Below are 18,591 nucleotides of genomic sequence, written 5' to 3' on the forward strand. Positions count from 1 at the left end.
TAAACTTTTTACTTACTTAATTTTAATATCCTGAATGCACCTTGTATCACCAATCCAAATACAATGATTCCTATAATTAAATCTGGAATACCAGAATGCAGCCAATTGACTAAAACGCCTGCTGTAATTACGCCAAGATTTATTATAATATCATTAGAGGTAAAAATCATACTGGCACGCATATGTGCTTCTTGACTTTTAGATTTTTGTAAGAGGTACAAGCAAATGCCATTTGCAATCAAAGCAAATACTGAAACGATAATCATTGTTGAAAATACAGGTAGCGATTCATAGCCTAAAAACCGACGTATTACCTCAACGATTCCGATAATTGCAAGTGTTATCTGAAAATAGCCTGCATATTTTGCAATACGTTTCTTTTTTAAAACTGTACCACCAACCGCTATTAAACTCAATCCATAAACAAATGAATCTGCCAACATATCTAAACTATCAGCAACTAATCCCATTGATTTTGAAATAAGTCCTGTACTCATTTCAATAATAAAAAATGCAAAATTGATGATTAGAACTGTCCACAACAGTTTGGATTGACTCCTTGTAGATTCAGTAATAATTGTGTCGGTATCTTCTGAACTGATTAAACTTTCATTTAATTTTAATTCTTTTAAGGCATTACCAATTTCATTTACATTTGAATTATGATATAGTGTTAAGATTCTTTCTTCTAAATTAAAATCAAGTTGTTTGATACCATCTATATCAGAAAGTTTCATTTTGATTAGATTTTCTTCAGAAGGACAATCCATTTTTGATATTTTGAAAACTGTTTTCTGCATATAATTAAATGTTTTTTGTTCTTAATCGTAATGCGTTACCTATTACCGAAACAGAGCTAAAACTCATTGCTAAAGCTGCTATCATTGGCGAGAGTAGTATTCCGAAGAATGGAAACAACACACCTGCTGCAATAGGTACACCTAAAGTGTTGTAGATAAGTGCAAAAAATAGGTTTTGCTTAATGTTCTTCATTACAGCATTACTCAAATTTTTTGCTTTTACAATACCGTGTAAATCGCCTTTTACTAAAGTTATCATAGCACTTTCTATCGCTACATCTGTTCCTGTTCCCATTGCAATACCTACATCACTTTTTGCCAATGCTGGTGCATCATTAATTCCATCACCTGCCATAGCAACTACTTTTCCATTTTTTTGTAGTTTCTCTACTTCTTTGAGTTTGTCTTCTGGTAGCATACTGGCTTTAAAATCTGCAAGATTTAGTTCTGATGCTACTGCTTGTGCTGTATCGTGATTATCACCTGTTAGCATTATTACATCTATCCCTTTATCTTGAAGTGCTTTAATCGCTTTAGCACTTGTTTCTTTTATCTTATCGCCTATAACTACATACCCAACAACGGTTTCATCTATTGACAAATAAGAAACTGTTTTACCCTGTTTTTGGTAAGATTTAGCTTCGTCTTTCATTTTAGAGATAATATCTGCTTTGGCATATTCCATCATTTTAGGATTACCTAATGCTACTTTTTTATCTTTTATGGTCGCTTCAACACCTTTTCCTGTGACTGCACTAAAATCTTCGGACTTTAAAATTTCTGCGTTGTGTTCTTTGCCATATTTAACTGTCGCTTCTGCTAAAGGATGTTCGCTATTGGTATTTAATGAAACGATGTATTGTAACACTTCTTTTTCGCTTAAAGCATCATTAAAAGCACCAACGGTTTCAACTGTTGGCTTTCCTTCGGTAATTGTTCCTGTCTTGTCAACGATAAGCGTATTTACCTTATCCATTTTTTCAAGAGCTTCAGCATTTTTAATCAATACACCATTTTGAGCACCTTTACCCACACCAACCATTACAGACATTGGTGTTGCTAAACCTAAAGCACAAGGACACGCAATGATTAGTACTGCAATCGCATTTACAAACGCATACACATAAACTGGTTCTGGTCCCCAAATAGACCATACAATAAAAGTGATAATAGAAATAAGAACTACAACTGGCACAAAATAACCTGAAACTTTATCTGCTAAATTTTGAATAGGTGCGCGACTTCTACTGGCATCATTAACCATATGAATGATTTGCGATAATAGCGTGTCACTTCCTACCTTTTCGGCTTTCATTAAAAAGGATTGATTACCATTAATTGTTCCGCTACTTACTTTATCTTCTTGAGATTTGTTTACAGGAATAGGTTCACCTGTAATCATAGATTCGTCAATGGTTGTTTCACCTTCGATTATCACACCATCAACAGGAATTTTATCGCCTGGTTTTACTTTGAGAATATCGTTGAGTTCTATCTCGTCAATGCTGACTTCAATTTCTTCACCATCTACTATTTTTATGGCTTTATTAGGTGCTAACTTTAATAACTCTTTTACTGCCGAATTGGTTTTACTATGCGCACGAGCTTCTAACAATTGACCTAAAAGCACCAATGTTAGAATTACCGTTGCTGCTTCAAAATAGACGTGAACTGCGCCTAATTCAGTTTTAAATTGTTCAGGAAATACATCTGGAAACAACATCCCAAATACACTAAATAACCAAGCCACACCTGCACCAATTCCAATGAGTGTAAACATATTGAGATTCCACGTTTTTATGCTTCTATAAGCACGCTCAAAGAACATCCACGTAGCGTAAAAGACAACTGGAATGGATAATGCAAATTGAATCCAGTTCCAATTTTTCTGTTCCATTATATCATACAATGGATTGTTATTAAGCATTTCACTCATAGCAATTAAGAAAATGGGTAATGTGAATACAGATGCTATCCAAAATTTATTTAATAGCTTCTTATACGTTTTTTCTTCTGCTGAACTATCTGCTTCCATTGGTACTAAATCCATCCCACAAATAGGACACGAACCTGCTTCGTCTTTGACAATTTCTGGATGCATAGGACACGTCCATTGTTCTGCTGAAGCTGTGGATAAATTTTGTTCTTCCACCAAATCCACTCCGCAAACAGGGCAATCGCCTGGTTCATCATAAGTTTTATCGCCTTCGCAATGCATAGGACAATAAAATGTGCCTGTGCCTTTTCCATTGGGTTTCTGTTCTTCTTCTTGGTTAGATTCTGGTCGTTGACCTGCTTTGTATATGCTGTAAGTGCCTCCGTCATTTTTAAAAATGTCTTGAAATGTTTCAATCGGGATTTCAGATTTCATATTAATGGTAGCTTCGGCTTTTTCCAAATTAACAGAAACATCCGTAACACTATCTACTTTAGATAACACAGTTTCTACGTGAGATTTACAACCATTACAGGTCATTCCATTTACAGGAAAAGTACGCGTGACAGTTTCATCGTTTTTGTAGGGATGAATATGGTACTTTGCTTTCTTTTCTTGCAATGCTTTTTCAAAAGTAACTAATGGAATATGCTTTTCCATTTCTATAACAGCTGTTGATGTTTCAAAATCAATCTCTACATTTTTTACACCCTCAACTTCTGATATAGCATTATTAACAGTTCTCAAACAACCTTTGCAGGTCATTCCTTGAATTTGATATTTGTGTTTCATTATTTTCATATTTTAAAATTAACCCACAAAACTACCTTTCACTTCCTAGTATGGTTTTCCTAATATTGGATAATATTTATACAATTTCGTCTAATGGTTTTCTGTTATCAATTTGTAGGTTTTTAAAATCAGTCATAGACATTCCTGTGACCTGCTTAAACTGTTTTGCTAAATGGCTACTATTTTTATAATTGAGACTATATGCTATTTCTGAAAAATTCAGCTCTTGTAACTGGATATATTCCTTAACCTTTTCAATTTTTAGGTTTATAAAGTATTTTTCTAATGTTATACCTTCTGACTTACTAAAGGTTTTACTCAATATGGAATAGCTCTTACCCATCTCACTTTCAAGTTTAGCGAGAATAACATTTGTATCGTTCTTTTCTATGTGTTCAATAAGATTCACCTTAATCTTTTCAACCAATGCTTTTGTAGGGTCTTTAATCAATTCAAAACCTAATTCATTTAAATTCTTTTCAAATTTTAAATAATCATTATTTGGATTTTCTTTAACTGTTATTTTTCCAAGTTGAATAGCTTCTACTTCGAAGCCTTCATCATTTAAAAGTTTAAGAATTGACATTTTACAGCGATTACAGACCATATTTTTTATAAATAATGTATGTTTCATCTTTAATTCGTTAAGTAATTAATAATTGTTGTCTGCACATAGTAGGTCTTCACGGATTCTATTTGGTTCATTTGAAACTTTAGTTGCAACTCTTGAATATCCAAAACATCATTAAAATCAATAGTTCCTGTTTCGTAGCTTTTGATTAAAATGTCTTCTGCATCTTTGGCTTGCTTTAAGTTTTTGGTTTGGGTTGCATAGCTTATTCTTGCAGAAATGCGTTCGTTAATGGCTTTGTCCAAAAGTGTTTCCAATGAATTTAAACGTTCTTGTTTTTGAGCAGTAATTTCTTGCTGTTCCAACTTATTCTGTTTAGTTTGGGACTTATATTTATTATTGAAAATTGGGATAGATACCGAAACCATTGGCATTACAATATCCTTACCGTTATCGCTGAAATCCATATTTGGTCTTTCAGCAACATTGATATAATCTAATCCAAAACCAATCATTGGACTGCTTTCTTTTTGATTCAATAATTCTGATTGCTCTATGGATTGATAGAGTTTATCAAATTTTAGTAATTCAGGATGTAATACTAATTTTTCAAAAGTAATATCAAAGTCTTCTGAAGGTATCATTAAACTATCTACCACATTCACGGTAACATCATTATCTCTATTCAATAGATTATTGAAGTTAGTTTGTTCTGCTAAAAACTGTTGTTGCAATACATCTTTTAATTGTTGCATTTCGTTCTGACGCATTTGCAATCGCAACACATCTACTGCGGATGCTTTACCAACCTCTACAGAAGTTAATGCCAACGTTTCATAAGTTTCTAATAGTTTGATGTTTTCAGTTAAAACCTCTTGCTTTGCTTTGTTAGCGTATAGATTATAATAGGATTGTGATACCGAAGCCATTAGTTTTCGCTTTGCGATGACAATGTCTTCGTATTTAGCATCTGCCAATGAACTCACGTAATTTTCTCTCGAAGTAATAGTCCCAAACCACGGTAACATTTGTTTAGCAGATACTTTAAAGCGTTGTGCACCTGTTCGTGTTTCTGGCTCACTCACAAAATAACCAACACCAAATTCGGTATTAGGAATGGTGTTGACCTCGTTTACTTTTTCGGAAGCTCTCTTATATTGCAACTCGAACTTTTGAATCTCTGGATTGTTCTCTACAGCTTCGTTGATTAATGTTTCTAATTGCTGTGCATTTGCAAATAAACCCAAGAAACAAGAACCAAGAGCCAAAACGAATTTTATATATATACTTCTATGTTTCATTTTGTTATCTTTTTAAGTTGAAATTCCTTTTTCCAGCTAAACAGAACAGGAACTATAAAATAAGATGTGATATCGATAATCATACCTCCAAAAATGGGGATTGCCATTGGTATCATAATATCACTACCACGTCCTGTTGATGTTAATACAGGAAGTAATGCTAAAACGGTTGTCACTGTAGTCATTAAACATGGTCGGATTCGCTTTCCTGCTGCTTCTAAAGTTGCTAAACGAATGCCTTTCTTGTCTGTTGGCGTTTCTTTATCAAAAGTTTGTGTTAAGTAAGTTGCCATAACAACTCCATCATCTGTTGCGATACCAAACAAGGCAATAAATCCAACCCAAACGGCAACACTTAAATTGATGGTTTTCATATTAAACAAGTCTCTTAAATTCTCTCCAAAGAAGTTGAAATTCAAAAACCAATCTTGACCATACAACCACATCATGATAAAACCTCCAGCAAACGCCACAGTAATTCCTGTGAAAATCATTAATGACGTTGAAACTGAACGAAATTGGAAATACAGAATCAAGAAAATTATGAGTAATGCCAATGGCACAACAACCGACAAGGTTTTTTCTGCACGAAGTTGATTTTCATAAGTACCAGTGAATTTATAACTGATGCCTTTTGGGACTATGAGTTCTCCTGAATCAATCTTTTGTTGAATAAGTGCTTGTGCATTTTCAACTACATTCACTTCTGCAAAACCATCTAACTTATCAAATAATACATAACCGATTAAAAAAGTATCTTCACTTTTAATGACTTGCGGCCCTTGTTCGTATCGTATGGTTGCCAATTCACTTAATGGAACAGGACTGCCTTTTTCTACTGGCACATAAATCTGTTTTAAATCGTCTGGATTTGCTCTTAATTCTCTTGGATAACGCACACGTACACCATAGCGTTCTCGACCTTCAACCGTTTGGGTTAACACCATACCGCCAACTGCAACTTTCAATACGTTTTGAACCTCTTCAACGGTAACGCCATAACGTGCTATTTTTTCTCTATCAATATCAATCAGTAAATACGGTTTACCTACAATTCGGTCTGCAAAAACAGCTTCCTGCTTAACACCCTCTGATTGTTTTAAGATATTTTCCAATTGTACACCGAACGCTTCAATTTGTTTTAAATCCTGACCCTTTACCTTGATTCCCATGGGTGCTCGCATTCCTGTTTGAAGCATCACCAGTCGTGTTTCAATAGGCTGCAATTTAGGAGCAGAAGTAACCCCAGGTAATTTGGTTACTCTTATAATTTCATTCCAAATATCGTCTGGTGATTCAATTTCTGGACGCCAATTGCGGTAGAACTCGCCATCCTTGTCTGGAATGAGTTGTTCTTTTGCATTAAGAGATTGCCACGCTTCACGCTGTTCCGCTCGCAATGACATTCCGTTTTTTAATATATATTCACCATCATCATTTACTTTATAGCGTTGACGTTCACCATTTTCATTCAGCATATATTCTGATTTATATTGAATCACATTTTCATACATTGATAAAGGTGCTGGGTCTAATGCGGATTCTGTACGTCCTGCTTTACCAACTACAGTTTCAATTTCTGGAATACTGGCTACTGCCATATCCAATTGCTGTAAAACGCGTTTATTTTCTTCCACGCCAGAATGAGGCATCGAGGTTGGCATTAAGAGAAAAGAACCTTCATTTAAGGATGGCATAAACTCTTTGCCTGTGTTTTTCATAATGACAAAACCAAAAATCAACAAGGTTGTCGGTATCGTCAAGAACAGCAATCGATTTTCTAATGCCCATTTTAAGATTTTACCGTAATAATTCTGAAACAAAACAAAAATGCCAAGCAGTCCAAAACAAACAATACTGACAAAAAGCAGATTTAAAAAAATACTTTTATCAAGGCCCAATGGTCTCCAATATTCTGCTAATAGAAAAACAATAGCTACTGCTGATAAGACAATATTGATGGTATTTTTAGTGATTAAAAAATTAAAATTCACAACCGAAAAACTATATGCCTCTCGTTGCTTCACTGCAAACCAAACAGCAGTAATGCCAAAACCAATCAATAATCCTCCAATCCAATAGCCATAAATCATAATCAAAAGACCAATAACAACCATCAAGCTGTTTAAAGCGTAATTCGTTGTTTTACGGATGTTAACCTTTTTAAATATAGAAGCAGCGAATGGTGGAATTAAAAAGAGTGCAATAACAAGTGCTGCAACTAAAGCAAAGGTTTTTGTAAATGCCAATGGTCTAAACAATTTGCCTTCGGCTCCTATCAAGGTAAATACAGGGATAAAACTGATGATTGTTGTCGCAACTGCTGTAACAATAGCTCCTGAAACTTCGGCTGTAGCATTATAAACAACGGTGTTTATGGGTAGTTTTTTATCATCCTCATCCAGATGCCTTATAATGTTTTCTGAAAGTATCACGCCGACATCGACCATAGTACCAATTGCAATTGCAATACCAGATAAAGCAACAATATTAGCATCAACACCAAAGAGCTTCATGGCTATAAACACCATCAACACTGCCACTGGTAATAATCCTGAAATAAGTATAGATGCACGCAGATTAAAAACCATTACAATGATGACCAAAATGGTAATCAGTATTTCTAAAGTCAGTGCTTCATTAAGTGTTCCAAGGGTTTCCTGTATGAGTTCAGTTCTGTCATAAAAAGGCACAATGGTTATTTGGGACGTTCTTCCATCTGCTAATACTTTCGAAGGTAAACCTGCGCTTAACTCGTTAATTTTCTCTTTTACATTATTAATGACTTCCATTGGATTTGCGCCATAACGAGCCACCACAACAGCACCAACAACCTCTGCACCTTCTTTATCTAATAAACCACGTCTTGTTGCAGGACCTAATGAAACATTACCAATATCCTTTATCCTAATTGAAGTATAATCTTCTGAAGTGACTACTGCATTTTCGATGTCTGAAATGGATTTCACATAACCCAAACCACGAACTAAATATTCGGCTTGGTTAATTTCCAAAGTCTGTGCACCAATATCCTTATTACTTTCCTTAACCGCTTTTACAACGTGATGCAATCCAATATTATACTGACGCATCAATTCTGGATTGACATCCACTTGATACTCTTGAACATAACCACCGATAGAGGCGACTTCAGAAACACCACTTGCAGAGGACAGAGCATATTTTACGTAGTAATCTTGAATACTTCGTAATTCCTGTAAATCCCAACCACCAGTTACATTTCCTTTTTCGTCACGACCTTCTAAAGTGTACCAAAATATTTGTCCTAATCCTGTTGCATCTGGACCCAAAGCAGGATTAACACCTTCGGGCAATAAACCACTTGGTAAGGAATTAAGTTTTTCGAGAATACGACTTCTACTCCAGTAAAATTCTATATCCTCTTCAAAAATGATATAGATACTTGAAAAGCCAAACATAGAGGAACTACGAATGGTTTTTACTCCAGGAATACCCAATAATGATGTGGTTAATGGATAGGTAATTTGGTCTTCTATATCTTGTGGTGAGCGACCATCCCATTTGGTAAAAACGATTTGTTGGTTTTCGCCTATATCTGGTATGGCATCTACAGCAACTGGATTACTTGGTAAGAAACCAGTATCCCTATTGAAAGGTGCATTAACCGTTCCCCATCCTACAAAAAGGACGAGTAGCAGAACTGCTACGAGTTTGTTTTCTATTAAAAATTTGATGCTTTTATTGAGCATTGGTTTTGATTATTAAACAGTTAGACATTGGTGTAAGAAAAACACCGAATACAGCAAATTATCCTTACGACATTGCAGTCATAGGATAAAAAAGTCTATTGTTTAAAAATCAAATTAAGTATGTTTCGTCAATCTTGTAGAGTTGCCTTATGACGAGTGGCGGTTTATATTCTTCGTAAGTAGAAACGTTATTTTCTAAACCTTCAAAAAGGTTAATGTAAGTGTAAACAAATGAAGCTAAAAATACTTGTTGTTCAAATGTGATTTTGTCAACTTGCAATTGTAATTCGTCTTGACCTTCAATTGCTAATTGTTTATCATCACAACAATTTTTCTTGGTAATAGAACATCCTTCGGTTGAAGGCTTTTCCATTTCCATTCCGCACCCTTTGGCTTTATGAAAAATAGCAGTTTCTACTAACGTATCTCCGCAATAATGCATATTCACAGTAAATGACATTGTAGAGAATAACACTACAAAAGCCATTGCTAAAGACATTATTTTATGGAAAAATTGCTTCATATCTATTTGCAAAGGTATAAAAAATTTTAACAACTATTGATTTTGTTTAACAGAAGTTTAATTGATTAATCTGCTTAATCCCATTTCATTTTCTGCAATCGAACTGCATTTAAAATTGCTAATAATGCTACTCCTACATCTGCAAAAACAGCTTCCCACATTGTGGCTAAACCACCTGCTCCTAATATCAAGACAATAACTTTAACTCCAAACGCTAAAATGATATTTTGCCAAACAATTTTTCGTGTGGAACGACTTATTTTAATGGCTCTAACTACTTTTGAAGGTTGGTCGGTTTGAATGATAACGTCTGCTGTTTCAATAGCTACATCACTACCCAAACCACCCATTGCAATTCCAACGTTACTTGCTGCTAAAACAGGCGCATCGTTTATACCATCCCCTATAAATGCTACTTTATTTTCAGGATTCTTTTTTAAAATTTCAACTTCGTTTAACTTATCTTCTGGTAATAAACCACCTTTAGCATTTTCAATATTTAGTTCTTTAGCGACTTGTTGAGTAATGGAATCTTTATCACCAGAAAGCATCATAATATTTTTAATGCCTACTTTGTGTAATGCTGTAATTGTTTCTTTTGCATCTTCCTTTAATTCATCTGCTATGACTACATAACCTGCAAATTGATTATCGATTGCAACTAATACTATCGATTCTACAATAGATTCCGTTTCCGTTGGAACATTTATATTATTCGCAGTCATTAAGGCTTTATTTCCTACTAAAACTGTTTTACCATTTACAATTCCTTTTAATCCTTTACCTGCAATTTCAGAAACGTCTTGAGCTTCAAAATCTTCTCCTTCTGATTTATACTCTAAAATTGCTTTAGCAATTGGATGCGTGGATTGTTCTTCCATCGCCATTAAATATTGCATAAATTCGGTTTCTTTCCAATCAATTGCTTTTACTTCTTTGATTTTAAAAACACCTTTAGTTACGGTTCCTGTTTTGTCCATTACCAAAGTATTTATCTTGGTCATTGCATCTAAAAATGAAGCACCTTTAAATAAGATTCCATTTTTTGAAGCTGCTCCCAATCCACCGAAATATCCTAATGGAATTGAAATCACTAACGCACAAGGACAAGATATTACCAAGAAAATTAATGCTCTGTATAACCAATCTCTAAACACATAATCATCTACAAAAAAGTAAGGTATAAAAGTAACACCAATAGCTAAAAACACTACAATTGGTGTGTAGATACGAGCAAACTGTCTGATGAATAATTCTGTTTTAGATTTACGTGCTGTTGCATTTTGAACCAACTCTAATATTCTGGCAATGGAACTATCTTCAAAGGTATTAGTAACTTCAACTTCAATAACGCTTTCCAAATTGATGCTACCTGCATACACTTTCGCTTTTTTAAGTATAGAATCGGGTTTACTTTCGCCTGTTAAAGCTGCGGTATTCAATGATGCTTTTTCGGATAATAATAAACCATCTAACGGAATTTTTTCGCCTACTCGAACTTGGATTTTTTCACCAATAGTTACGTCTTCTGGCGACACACTTTTATAAGCACCATCACGAAATACATTGGCTTCTTTTGGTCGAACATCTAATAAGGCTTTAATATTTCCTTTTGCTCTATTAACTGCTGCGTTTTGAAATAATTCTCCTACTGCATAAAATAGCATTACTGCAACACCTTCGGGATATTCACCAATTATAAACGCACCAATTGTGGCAATAGACATTAAAAAGAACTCGGTAAAAACATCGCCTTTTATAAGATTTTTCCATCCTTCTTTTACCACAGGAAAACCAACAAGAATATAGGCTACCACATACCAAAGAATACGAATCCATCCAGAAAAATGAGGAAATGCTTCAAAATAATCTACAGCAATACCAACTATTAACATTACGAAACTGAAAATAGCTGGTAAATAGGTGTTTAAATTTGAAACACTTTTAGGATTGCTATGATTGTGACCATCATCGTGAGAATGTTGTTCTTCTGAATTTGGTTTTAAATCTCTTAAATTGACTTTCTTTTTTTTCATTTAGTTTTGTTTTAGCAACAACTTTTGTTTTGTTGAATTGGTGGACAAGGAACTGTACCATAAGAACAATACACACAACAATCACCTTCGTTTGGTTTTAGTACCGTTTTACAATTCTCGCACTCGTAAAAGAATTGACAAGCATTTGTTGGCATATCTTCTTCTTTTTTATGTCCGCAGTTAGGGCAAGTGATTTCCGATTTTAATATGGTTTTCATTAATTTTCTTTTTTATCAGTTACTTTATAACCTGTTGCGTTAATTGCTTTCTCAATTTCCGCTTCATTTGTTTTAGTTTTATCATACTCAATGATTGCGTTACCATTTTCGTATGATGTTTTTGAGTTTACAATTCCGTTAAGTTTATTTACTTCGTGGTTTACGTGAGCTTCACAACTGGCACAAGTCATTCCACTTATTTTATACTCTGTTGTTTTTATATTTGATTTATCAACGACAACAATTTGTTTCTCTGAATTGGGATAAAACATACTTGAGTAGTATGGGAAAGCCAACAACACTATTGCGAATACTGTTACAACACCTAAAAAGGTTTTTGACTGCATAAATTTTGGTTTTTCATCCGTTTCACATTCACAGTCTATTTCTTTTTCTGGTTTTAGTTTTTGATACCAAGCAAATAGAAGAACTACTATTGTTAGCCCTATTAAGTAAGGTCTAAATGGTTCTATCCAAGAAAAAGTTGAAGCAAATCCACTTGTTCCCGCGATTAGAGCCAAAACTGGGGCTATACAACATAATGAAGCTGTAATTGCTGTAAGCAAACTTGTTATCGCTAATTTACTTTTCATAATTACTTAATTCTTTGATTACAAAAATGCAATTAAAAACAGTGCAATGGAAGTGCAATTATTGTCCACTACATTTATCACAAATACCTTTTACCACCAAATTTACATTCTCTGACACAAAACCATTTGGCACTTTTATTTGAGGTATTTTATGTTCTGTTAAGCAAATGGTTTCATTGCAATTATTACAATGGAAATGTAAGTGCAAATCGGTTTCAATTTCACAATTACATCCCTTTTCACATAATGCATATTTTGTAATCCCTGTACCATCGTCTATTTGATGCACAATAGCCTTTTCTTCAAAGGTTTTAATAGTTCTATATAAAGTGGTTCTGTCTGCTTTTGAGAAAGCATTTTCAATATCACTTAAAGTAACAGCGACCTCTTTTTCTGCAAGAAACTTATAAATTAACATACGCATTGCGGTAACACGTATATTTTTTGACTCTAATACTTGTTCTATTGTTTCCATAATTAATCGTGGTCTTCCGCTTCTCCTTTTTTCATTTCTGCCATAAGATAATAAGCATTGTTATAAGCGAATTTTGTGTTTTCATCTATTTCTTCAGTAAATTTAATTGCTACCCATTTGCCATCTTTTTCTCCAACAATCACTTCAACAGGTTTAAAGCTCCAATCATCATTTTCTTTTTCTCCTGAAAATATATAATGTTTATCTCCTTCTTTAAAAATGGCACTTTCCGGTAATGCTTTAGTTTGGGTATTATTTACTTGAATTTTACCTTGAATATACATACCAGGAATTAAGTTACCTTTTTTGTTTTCTATTTCTGCGTGAACGTGGACTGCTTTTGGGTTGTCCTCAAAGGTTTTGCTTACGGAATAGATTTCTGCGATAAGCTCTGCATCTGGTATGGATTGTACCGTAAAGTTAACTTTCTGACCTTTCTGTACTTTATAAACATCTTTTTCAAAAACCATTAAATCGGCGTGAACGTGATGCGTATTTACAATTTCAAATAATTCGGTTTGCGGTTCTACATATTGACCTGTTTTTACTTTAACTTTTTGTACGAAACCCTCTATTGGACTTCGCAATGCTATGCGCTGTGCAATTGTTCCATTGCGAACTGATGTAGTGTTAACGTTGAGTATTCTTAATTGCGCTTCTAAACCATTAACCATTGCTTTTGATGCTTGATATTCTGCTTCTGCTTTCTGGAAATTAGCACCAGAACCAACACCAGCATCGTATAATTTTTGTTGACGTTCATAATTTTTCTTTGCAAGCTCGCTATTGCTATAAGCGTTTAAATAATCCGTTTGCGCTTGTATGATATTTGGGTGCGATAGATAAGCCACAACTTGACCTTTATTAACCTTATCACCTTCAATCACTTCAATTGAAACGACATTTGCACCAACAACAGTAGTAATAGCTGCTTCGTTTTGTGGTGGTACTTCTAACGTTCCGTTTGCTTCTACATAGCCGCTCATATTACGTAATGCCAACGTATCTATTTTCATTTTTAAAGCATCGAATTGCTGTTGTGATAGGATTACTTCTTCGCTTTCATTATGTTCTTCATTAACTTCTGTTTTTTCTTCCTCATCGTGGGAATGACCATCATTCTCGTTATGATTTTCTTTATTTCCGCAAGCTGAAACAAAAATGGTTAACACCATTACGGTAAGAATTTTATATATTTTATTTTTCATTGTCTTATTGATTAAAATATTGTAATTGAAATGTGCTTTCTAAATAGTTTACTAATGCAGTCTGTGCTTCAAGTTCCGATTGAATTGCTTCTTTTATCAACTGCGTAAATGCAGTATAATCAATTTCGCCTTCTCTATATGCCAGTAATGCACCTGTTTTTTGCTCTTTTGTTAATGGTAAAACTTGGTCTTTGTAAAACTCCCAAGACGTTTTCCATTTGAAATAATTTTCTTTAGCCTGAACAAACCTTGATTGTACTTCCTGTTTTTTGAACGCTACGTTGGTTTCTGCTATTTCTTTATCAATTCTGGCACTTCTAACTTGTGCTTTGTTAGAACCTGATAAAAACGGAATTGAAATTCCTGCTTGATAGGTGTAAAATCCTGAATTGCCATTGACACGCTGTAAGCCACCTTGAAGATTGAACTTCGGTAAATTATCTGCCTTTGCAGCTTTATATTTGGCTTCTGCTTCATCTACAATGTTCTGCGACATACTGTACAATGGATGATTTTCAATACTGAACGTTTCCATATCATTCTCCATCACTACGTCAAACTCATCTGAAACTGTAAAAACTTCTTCTGATACCAACCACAAATTGAATTGTTGTAAGGCAATAAGATAATTACTATAGGCTTGCGCTTTTTTATTCTGAATTTGAAATGCTTGATTTTTTGCTGCTGAATATTCTAATTTAGAAATGGCTTCGACTTCATAATTTAAAGCTACTGCTTGTTCAAATTTGGAATAAATGGAATCCAGTTCTTTATACAAGTTATAGTTCCGTTTCATTTGATAGCATTTAGACCACGCTTTTTTTACTTCCAATTCCAGTTCCAATTCGGAAAGTTGAAAGGCTTTTTGTGCTAACTGAATGCGTTGTTCTTGTAACTTCCTTTTTGAACCAATACCAAACACATCAATATTAGATTGACCAATACCTATGGTTGTATAAATACCATTGTCACTATTAACTTCTTCTCCACCTGTAAAAATTTGAGTCGTTCCGAAATCATAGGCAGTCGCTTTTAATTGTTCTTGTTTTGTAATTTCCAACTGCTTTTGCTTCAATAATGGATAATTACTTTTTGCGAGTTTAACAGCTTCCTGTAATGAAATTTCGGGAATTGTATCATTCAACTCTTGTGCATTACTTTGTGGTGAAAAGCCAAATAGTAATAATACAACTGCTGTTGCTGTTACTAACTTTTTATTTGGCTTAAACGTAAAAGATTTGTTTTCTACCCAATGATATAAAATTGGTAAAACAAATAAGGTAAGCAAAGTTGAAGTTAATAATCCACCAATAACTACAGTTGCCAAAGGACGCTGTACTTCTGCACCAGCTGATGATGAAATAGCCATTGGTAGAAAGCCTAATACATCTGTAAAAGCAGTTAGCATAATAGGTCTGATTCTTCGTTTAGTACCTTCAACTATTCTATCCTTTAGATTGGTTACACCTTCTTCTTTTAATTCGTTGAGTCCGCTTATCATTACCAATCCATTTAATACCGCAACACCAAACAACACAATAAAACCAACACCTGCCGAAATACTAAATGGCATATCACGCAACCATAAGGCTACTACACCACCAATAGTTGCCATTGGGATGGCTATATAAATCATTAAGGTTTGAGGTAGTGATTTTAATGCAAAGTATATTAGTATAAATATGAGTAATAAGGCGATAGGAACAACGGTTTGTAATCGGTTGCTGGCACGTTCCAGATTTTCAAATGCACCACCATAGCGAATAAAATAACCCGATGGTAGTTCCAATTGTGCATCTAATTTTGATTTTATTTCAGTTACTAAAGATTTTACATCTCGACCTCTGACATTGATACCTACATAGGTTCTTCTGTTGGTATTGTCTCTACTTATTTGCATTGGTCCTGCTTTGTAACTTACATCAGCTACTTCGCGAAGTGGAATCTGTGCACCAGAAGGTAAGTTGATAAACAAATTTTGCACATCTGTTATGTCTTTACGATTATGAGAACTTAACCTAACCACCAAATCAAATCGCTTTTCTCCTTCAAATATAGTACCTGCTACTCCTCCTGCAAAAGCTGATTGCACAATTTGATTTAACGTGTTTATTTGAAGTCCGTATTGTGCCAATTTATTTCTATTGTAAGTAATGGTCATTTGTGGCAACCCAGTTGTGGCTTCCGCTTTCATATCGCCAATGCCTTCTGTACCTGCAATAATTTTAGATATTTCTTCAGCTTTTTGGGATAGGATGTCAATATCTTCACCATAGAGCTTTATGGCTATATCTTCACGAACACCTTCAAGCAACTCGTTAAAACGCATTTCAATAGGTTGGGTAAACTCATAATTAACGCCAGGAATAATTTCGACTGCCTCTTTTATTTCTTCAATGAGTTCATCTTTTGAAGACACTGTTGTCCATTCGCTTTTAGGTTTTAGGATTACAAAAATATCCGCAAAATCCATCGGCATTGGGTCTGTAGGCACTTCGGCAACACCAATACGACTAACAATTTTTTCTACTTCTGGAAATTTTGCTTTTACTATTTGCTCTATTTTAGTGGTAGTTTCAATGGTTTCAGTAAGGGAACTACCTGGTTTTAAAATAGCGTGAAATGCAATATCACCTTCATCGAGTTGCGGGATAAATTCACCACCCATTCTTGAAAACATAAAAACGGTTATCCCAAACAACACAACTGCAATACCAATTACCCATTTACCTTTTCGCAAGGCTCTAACCAATAAAGGTTGATATTTGTCTTCAACCCAATGTACAAATCTATCTCCATAAGATTTTTTATCATTTTTTGGTGCTCTTAACACTAAAGCAGACATCATTGGCACATAGGTTAAACACAGTACCATTGCACCAATCATAGCGAAAATAAAGGTCAATGCCATTGGTTTAAACATCTTTCCTTCAATACCTTGTAAGGCTAAAATGGGTAGAAAAACGATAAGGATAATCAACTGACCGAAAAACGCAGCGTTCATCATCTTTTTTGAAGCATTAGACGCCACTTTATCTCGCTCTTTGGATGTAAGCTGTTTCTTTTTTAGTACTTGTGATGCAATGAGAAATACTGTACTTTCTACAATAATTACAGCGCCATCAACTATAATACCGAAATCTATTGCTCCTAAACTCATTAAATTTGCCCACACATCGAACACGTTCATTAAAATAAAAGCGAATAATAAGGATAATGGTATTGTTGAAGCAACGATTAAACCACCTCGCCAATTACCCAATAAGAAGATAAGCACAAAAATAACTATCAATGCACCTTCAATAAGATTTGTGGTTACAGTAGAAGTTGTTTCTCCAATTAATTTACTTCGGTCTAATAAGGGTTCAATAATTACACCTTCAGGTAATGACTTTTCAATTTGAGCCATTCGCTCTTTTACATTGGCAATAACATCATTGGAATTTGCACCTTTTAGCATCATCACCAATCCACCTACAACTTCACCTTCACCATCTTGGGTTAATGCACCGTAACGTATGGCAGAACCGAATTGCACAGTTGCAATATCATTAATAGTTACAGGAATATTATTAACGGTTTTTACCGTAATTTTTTTAATGTCTTCTAAACTCCGTACCAAGCCTTCTCCACGAATAAAATTAGCCTGATGGTTCTTTTCAATATATGCACCACCTGTATTTTGATTATTGGCTTCAAGTGCATTAAAGACATCTGTAATGGTCAATCCAATTGCGTTTAAATCGTTTGGGTCAACCGCGACTTCGTATTGTTTAATTTTACCGCCTATGGCGTTAACCTCAACCACACCTTCTACCATTGCCATTTGACGTTGTACAATCCAATCCTGCATTGAGCGTAAATCTGCAATGTCGTATTTGTCTTTATACTCTGGTGCTACTTTTAAGGTGTATTGATAAATTTCCCCTAATCCTGTGGAAATAGGTCCCATAGTAGGTTCTCCAAAACCAGCAGGAATTTGTTCTTTGACTTCGTTTAGTTTTTCGGCTACTAATTGGCGAGGTAGATAGGTTCCCATATCATCGTCGAATACGATGGTAACCACAGATAAACCAAAACGAGAAATAGACCTAATTTCCTGTACATTGGGAAGGTTGCTCATTGCAACTTCCACAGGGTAGGTTACAAATTGTTCAATATCTTCTGTACCTAAATTAGGTGCTTGTGTAATAACCTGTACTTGGTTATTGGTAATGTCTGGAACAGCATCGATTGGCACTTTGGTCATACTCCAAATACCTGCTCCAATTATGGTAAGCGTAAGCAAACCAATAATGAATTTGTTATTGATTGAAAAATCAATGATTTTATTAATCATAGTAAAATTTTAATTCAGTTAAACATATCATTTTGCGCTTCGCGCAAAATAAAAGCGAAGCAATGCTT

At 34.5% G+C, this 18,591-nt stretch carries 12 protein-coding genes; all 12 read right to left on the reverse strand.

All coding sequences use genetic code 11. The features are described from left to right. Positions 1–8: 8 nt before the first annotated feature. The 12 genes from WHA43_RS04580 to WHA43_RS04635 all read right to left on the reverse strand — a co-directional run bounded on the left by WHA43_RS04580 (position 9) and on the right by WHA43_RS04635 (position 18,523). The gene (locus tag WHA43_RS04580) at positions 9–800 is read right to left on the reverse strand and encodes a cation transporter (RefSeq protein ID WP_105045948.1); all 792 of its coding nucleotides are present in this window, start codon (positions 798–800) and stop codon (positions 9–11) included. A 4-nt stretch (positions 801–804) separates the two neighbouring features. Beyond that, positions 805–3,528 (reverse strand): heavy metal translocating P-type ATPase, encoded by a 2,724-nt coding sequence (locus WHA43_RS04585; RefSeq protein ID WP_105045949.1) that lies wholly within the window; start codon positions 3,526–3,528, stop codon positions 805–807. Between the two features lie 76 nt (positions 3,529–3,604). After that, positions 3,605–4,162: a helix-turn-helix domain-containing protein gene (locus tag WHA43_RS04590; RefSeq protein ID WP_105045950.1), complete on the reverse strand. Its 558-nt coding sequence runs from the start codon at positions 4,160–4,162 to the stop codon at positions 3,605–3,607. A gap of 2 nt (positions 4,163–4,164) precedes the next feature. Next, entirely contained in the window at positions 4,165–5,400 is a 1,236-nt protein-coding gene (locus WHA43_RS04595; RefSeq protein ID WP_105045951.1) for a TolC family protein, read from the reverse strand. Then, on the reverse strand, positions 5,397–9,131 hold the full coding sequence (locus tag WHA43_RS04600) for an efflux RND transporter permease subunit (protein WP_105045952.1): 3,735 nt from the start codon (positions 9,129–9,131) through the stop codon (positions 5,397–5,399). Before WHA43_RS04600 ends, WHA43_RS04595 begins: the two co-directional genes overlap by 4 nt. A gap of 109 nt (positions 9,132–9,240) precedes the next feature. Continuing rightward, positions 9,241–9,654, reverse strand: coding sequence for an HYC_CC_PP family protein (locus WHA43_RS04605; RefSeq protein WP_226742850.1), 414 nt, complete (start codon positions 9,652–9,654; stop codon positions 9,241–9,243). A 74-nt stretch (positions 9,655–9,728) separates the two neighbouring features. Next, complete coding sequence (locus tag WHA43_RS04610) at positions 9,729–11,690, reverse strand: heavy metal translocating P-type ATPase (RefSeq protein WP_105045953.1); 1,962 nt, start codon at positions 11,688–11,690, stop codon at positions 9,729–9,731. Positions 11,691–11,701: 11 nt separating this feature from the next. Next, positions 11,702–11,908 (reverse strand): GDCCVxC domain-containing (seleno)protein, encoded by a 207-nt coding sequence (locus WHA43_RS04615; protein WP_084176750.1) that lies wholly within the window; start codon positions 11,906–11,908, stop codon positions 11,702–11,704. Then, a complete protein-coding gene (gene merTP / locus WHA43_RS04620) occupies positions 11,908–12,501 on the reverse strand; it encodes a mercuric transport protein MerTP (protein WP_036122966.1) in 594 nt (197 codons plus the stop codon). The genes WHA43_RS04615 and merTP overlap by 1 nt, the downstream gene beginning before the upstream one ends. 58 nt (positions 12,502–12,559) lie before the next feature. Continuing rightward, positions 12,560–12,976: a Fur family transcriptional regulator gene (locus WHA43_RS04625; RefSeq protein WP_105045954.1), complete on the reverse strand. Its 417-nt coding sequence runs from the start codon at positions 12,974–12,976 to the stop codon at positions 12,560–12,562. 2 nt (positions 12,977–12,978) lie between these two features. After that, a complete protein-coding gene (locus WHA43_RS04630; RefSeq protein WP_105045955.1) occupies positions 12,979–14,184 on the reverse strand; it encodes an efflux RND transporter periplasmic adaptor subunit in 1,206 nt (401 codons plus the stop codon). 4 nt (positions 14,185–14,188) lie between these two features. Then, positions 14,189–18,523 (reverse strand): CusA/CzcA family heavy metal efflux RND transporter, encoded by a 4,335-nt coding sequence (locus tag WHA43_RS04635; protein ID WP_105045956.1) that lies wholly within the window; start codon positions 18,521–18,523, stop codon positions 14,189–14,191. Between the last annotated feature and the right edge of the window lie 68 nt (positions 18,524–18,591).

Source organism: Polaribacter gangjinensis (assembly GCF_038024125.1).
GTDB classification, from domain to species: domain Bacteria; phylum Bacteroidota; class Bacteroidia; order Flavobacteriales; family Flavobacteriaceae; genus Polaribacter; species Polaribacter gangjinensis.